The sequence below is a fragment of the Paenibacillus sp. Soil522 genome, from assembly GCF_001428245.1.
Lineage (GTDB): Bacteria > Bacillota > Bacilli > Paenibacillales > Paenibacillaceae > Pristimantibacillus.
On record NZ_LMRV01000106.1, the window covers coordinates 1 to 5,276 of the forward strand.

At 39.0% G+C, this 5,276-nt stretch carries 5 protein-coding genes; 1 reads left to right on the forward strand and 4 read right to left on the reverse strand.

Annotated elements, in window-relative coordinates; all coding sequences use genetic code 11:
* Positions 1-161: 161 nt before the first annotated feature.
* The 3 genes from ASG81_RS28235 to ASG81_RS28245 form a co-directional block, all read right to left on the reverse strand.
* Positions 162-644, reverse strand: coding sequence for an NUDIX hydrolase (locus ASG81_RS28235; protein WP_056642707.1), 483 nt, complete (start codon positions 642-644; stop codon positions 162-164).
* 144 nt (positions 645-788) lie between these two features.
* Positions 789-1,262: a DinB family protein gene (locus ASG81_RS28240; RefSeq protein WP_056642710.1), complete on the reverse strand. Its 474-nt coding sequence runs from the start codon at positions 1,260-1,262 to the stop codon at positions 789-791.
* 34 nt (positions 1,263-1,296) lie between these two features.
* Positions 1,297-1,971 carry an HAD family hydrolase gene (locus tag ASG81_RS28245; RefSeq protein WP_056642720.1) on the reverse strand — a complete coding sequence of 225 codons (675 nt, stop codon included), beginning with the start codon at positions 1,969-1,971 and terminating at the stop codon, positions 1,297-1,299.
* Positions 1,972-2,268: 297 nt separating this feature from the next.
* Here ASG81_RS28245 and ASG81_RS28250 point away from each other — a divergent pair, with 297 nt between their 5' ends.
* Positions 2,269-3,501: a carboxylate--amine ligase gene (locus ASG81_RS28250; RefSeq protein WP_056642713.1), complete on the forward strand. Its 1,233-nt coding sequence runs from the start codon at positions 2,269-2,271 to the stop codon at positions 3,499-3,501.
* 798 nt (positions 3,502-4,299) lie between these two features.
* Here ASG81_RS28250 and ASG81_RS28255 read toward each other — a convergent pair.
* A complete protein-coding gene (locus tag ASG81_RS28255; RefSeq protein WP_056642714.1) occupies positions 4,300-4,572 on the reverse strand; it encodes a hypothetical protein in 273 nt (90 codons plus the stop codon).
* Between the last annotated feature and the right edge of the window lie 704 nt (positions 4,573-5,276).

A 5,276-nucleotide genomic window follows, 5' to 3' on the forward strand; every position in this document is an offset into this window, starting at 1 on the left:
TTCTCTTTTTCGTACAAAAAAAAGAGCGGGCTATCTTTTTCGATAACCTGCTCTTTTTCTTGATATTTGGACCTGCACCTTAACTAAATGACATTGGCCACGCGGCAGCCCTTCGCTATTGAACTATCGTAACCGTTAGGTTAACGACTTGTTAGAAAAAATTATATAGTTCGGTTCAGTTTTATTTCAAAATTAGGTTTGGTCACATACTCCATATAGCATGAGCTTCCTCCAAAATCCAAATAGGCTTGATAGCGAGTACGTATAGCTGGAGCTGCGACCATATCAAGTACTTTATCCTTTTCAAACCAGTAACTTTCTGATGTTTCCTCAGAAGTACATAATTCTCCACCTATGGGCTTGCACATAAAATCTAACATTACTTTGGTTGGAATATCAGTTACACCGTCATGCCATTTATGAATTCCTGTATTTGAATAAACTCCAATCAAGTAAGAAACAACCACGTCTATTCCGCTTTCCTCTTTGATTTCTCTAATTAAAGCATCCATTAGATTTTCACCTACTTCTACTTGCCCACCAGGAAATACCCACCCACCATGTTGTGTCTTCACTAAAAGGACATGTCCTTGTTCATTTTCTACGATACCGCCTACAGCTACAATATGGGTTGGCATTGTCATATTCATTACCTCCGAATATAATAAGGGCGCTTTAAATTGGATACTAATTCCATGTCAATTTGTTTCACGAAAACCTTTTGATTTGAACTCTACTGCCTATCATTGCACTATCGTACCCGTTAGTTTAGCAATACTCCGAACATCTTACAAAGATGTAGATTTGTATTTCTCCTTCAAGCATTGTTTTGCGATATAAAAAATTTGCCCCATATGTTCTGAATAATGGGCAGCACACTGATATAACATGTCAATATTAGTCCTTTCGCGATTCCGCACCAGTTGCTTTTCTTCCAACTTCTCGTCAGTAATGCTTTTAATTAAATCAATGAGCAACTGAAACTTGTTTTGAATGACCGTTTCCAGTTCTGATTTCTTTATGTACATTGGTTTAAGTTCGTCCTCACGATTCCTCTGAATTTCTTGTAGTAAGATTCCTTTGATGATTCTTTCTTGAATATTACCTTCTATATGCTTAATTAATGTTGAGATACTATGGCTTGTTTTGTCAGGTCTCCAATTGAGTTGTTCATCGTCAAGTTGGCCAATAGCTTTAAGAATTCTTCCACGAATTTCTTCAAACTTTTTTATGAGCCACTCCCGATTAAAATCATAGCTCAAGTAGTTCCGCCCCCAATTTTAATTTCTCTTTAGCTTAATTACGTAACAAAGGGATCAATTCATTTAACGAATTTACAATGTAATCTGGGGAATAATTCTGTGGCAACTCTTTATTTTTTCGATTAATCCAAGCAACTTTAATTCCAGCGTTTTGGGCACCAGCCACATCACTAGTGAGTGAGTCCCCAACATGTAGAACCTCTATAGGTTTAAGATTATATTCCGCAAGGGCTTTTTGAAACATCTCAGGTCTTGGCTTATAAGATTTTACATCCTCACTGGTAATAACGTTCTCGAATGATAATCCGTTATGATTAATTGCAGATTGAATGTCATTTCGGTCAATGTTTGAGAGGATTATTTTCGGGGTACTGATACTCCCCAGAAATATATTTGTATCCTCAAATAGTTGGGGATATTTCCAGTAATCATATAAAATTTCGCTAAGCACTTTTGGGTTTTCATACGACTTGTAGAAGGCTATTGTATCCTCTAAGGAACAAAGTTCGATTTCACGTTGAGTTTTAAAGTTATCGCCATAAGATGAGTAAAAAGTTTTAGAAAAAGAATCCCACCAATATCTTCCGATGTCTTTCGTGGTAGTTTGAATTGATGTCGATGTCAAAATATTTTTGCATATTTCCTCAATGAACACATCATCATCGTGCACGAGTGTACCGTAGAAATCAAGAAACACTGCTTTATACATAAAATCCAAACACGCCCCTTCTTTATCTCGTTATCACTGCACCACTTTACCATAATAACGTATTTGGGATAATATGTATACTTCTATTTTGTCAGTTACTTCAATGTAAAAGCAGACTGCCGCTGCAATCTGCTTCATTCCACTATCGTACCCGTTAGCGCAATGATTTAATTGTCTTTCAACTTTTCTTCATAGTGTCATTGTAAGGCTTCTTTTACTAAATCACGCCTAAATGCAGGCATGTTTTTTTGATATAATAAGAGGAATTAATGTAGAACATGTGAACAAGGAGAAAACATGAAAAGTTACGATTTTTTTCCGATTATACTTGGAAGCGATGAAAATGCATATGGAAACGTAAGACTAATCCATGAGGCTTACCAGATCAAGCCGCTGTTGCTGTGCACCCGGCTGTTAATCCCAACCATGAACAGCAAATTGTTTGATCTCATTCAAATCGATCGATTTGACCATGAGAAAGTATTTCCGGGAGCTCTGCTTTCCATATTGGAAAAACACACCGCCCCGAACAGAAAACTAGTCGTCATTCCTTGCTCGGATTACTATGCTGCCATGTTGTCGCGGCATTATAGCAAATTCAAAGGACTTATTGGGAATCATTTTATTTCCGAGGCTTTGCTTGATACGCTTGATACGAAAGATAAATTCTATAAACTATGTGAAAAACATGGACTGGATTATCCGAAAACGATTGTTTGTGAGTCGCATGAGCGCGAAAGAGCACTGGAACAAATGGATTTTCAATTTCCAATCGTCGTAAAGCCCGAAAACAGCAATGCCTACGCGTATTTGCACTGTCATTTTGAAGGCAAAAAGAAGGTGTTTTTCTTTAACACTAAGGATGAGTATTTATCGATGGTCAGAAACATGAATACTTCCGATTATAAAGGAAAGTTAATTATACAGGAATTTATCCCTGGCCGGGACAGCTCGATGCGTGTCATCAATAGCTACTCCGACGACAACGGGAAAGTGAAAATGATGTGTCTCGGCCAGCCGGTACTTGAGGAATATACGCCGAAAACACTTGGCAACTACGCTGCGATTATTTGCCGATCTGATATGGACATTTATCAGAAGGTAAAGTCATTTCTTGAAAAGATTGGTTATGTCGGTTTTTCCAATATCGATATGAAATATGACAGCAGAACAGGCAAATATATGATGTTTGAAATTAACCCGAGACTTGGCAGAAGCAGTTTTTTTGTCAGGGCAGCAGGACTTAACATGGTGGCTGCGCTGATAGATAATGTCGTTTACGACAAAGACAAAGACTGCGTACACAGTGACAAAACAGCCCTTTGGACAAATGTACCAAAAGTCGTATTGCGAAAATATGTAACTGAACCAGCATTATCTGCTGAAATTAAAAAGCTGTACAAACAGAAAAAAGTGCTCAAATCACTTTGGTATAAAAAGGACTTGAACCTGAAACGCATTTTAAGAGTCTCACGGTATTATTTCGGCCATATAAACAATTACCGACAATATTATTTTAACAAGGGATAAGCATCCACCGATTGAGGATAGGTGCTTATCAAAATTGACGCGGCTAAAGACAGGTCTATCCAGATGCGGTTGTTAATACGATCAGCCAGACGGATTGACCATACGTACATAAACACACTAGTATTGCATTACGAGTATGGATATATGTTCTTGATCGATAACAAGCACAGGAAGAGACGCAAAGTATATTTTGTTTGTCTTATGAATATTTTATTGTGCAATAATATCGACCATTGACCAGATAAAAGTGTGGGGGATCGGGAATGGATATAAGTTCTTGTCCTTTGAGGATATTAGTTCTTGTCCTCCGACATTGGACATTTAACAAACCTATTAATACCACTCCGTACTGACAATCTCAGACACATGTACAAAATTTTTTTGTGAAAATGTAAAAAAGCTGCCGCGGGAGCTCCTTCATCGTTTGTATAGAGTCCTTCATTGAACTAACGTACCCGTTAGCGTAATCATCAAGCCTCCGGTTTCATTCGTCAGCAAAGCCATTCATGACACAATGTTTATTCCGAGGGAGAAATGATGGATTTTTATTTTTCCCATTCAGGGGTACCACCGATTTGGCTCCAGTATTGGCCAGCTTGTTTGTCAAAAATAATACTGAATACGAAAGTTCTCTGAAGCATGATAAGTCATACTCTTAGTATCAAAGTATAGCATGAATTGTAACTTTCCTGCCCGTTAGCCATCCATGCATCTCTTATGCCGCACCACAGAGCATGAAAGTTACTCCGTTCTTTCATGCTAGTTGAATGGCCGATCACCTGTCGTTGTCTATTCAGTTTAAGATGTCTGTTGTAAAACTAAAGCTTTGATCAACAATGATTGCTTTATGAAGACTTGTTTCGTTTTTTGCTTTTGAAGAGATTGGGTTTGATGAAAGAAATCTTCATCTTTTAATAACTCAATCAACGCTTGGGTGGCCGCTTTGGTGGCTAGAATTTCATTTTCAAGTAAGTAATAAGCTACTTGGTAACCGTAGATTTCGTATTGCTTTAATACATCTGCTTTTCGTAGCAGCTCTTCTCTTCTAATCGTTGTTATCTCTAACGCCACTGTACATATTCACCTCGACTAACAGCGAGCTCTATTCGAGCTTATTATTTATCAGAAACCTGATCAAAATTTATACCTTGAAGGAAACCTGATGCAGCAAGGCTGTCGAACGATCCGACAGCCTCAGCGTTTCCGTTGAGCAAAGAGTGTCTTGCTTACTCCTATGCTTACCAGGCTCCCGCTTACAACGGCATCGTGATTACGATATAAAGGACCTTTCCATCTTCGAAATAGAGATGAAATTTAGAATAATCGCCGTCATTATAGCTCCACTCCGTAGCCGACTTTTTGTTCGGCTCGCCAAGCTTCCCAATAACCTCCGCTTCGGTCAGTCCGACACGGATGCCGTCTTTCGTTCCATACTTCGGATCTTCAAAAAGGATGGCCAGATTCAACGNCAAGCTTCCCAATAACCTCCGCTTCGGTCAGTCCGACACGGATGCCGTCTTTCGTTCCATACTTCGGATCTTCAAAAAGGATGGCCAGATTCAACGCGGTGATGCCTGACTCGTACTGCCTGATACTATTCATCTTCTCGGTAAAATAATTGTAGTATTTTTTCTCGCTGACAAGCGGCAGGTTCTTCAGTTTTTTCTCCCAAGCTGCATAGTCTTTCCCGTCAATCTGCAGCCTTTCCCAATCATAACGATTTTCCTGCTCGATCACCTGGCCATTTCCCTGCTCCTTACGCGCCTGCTCAAAGA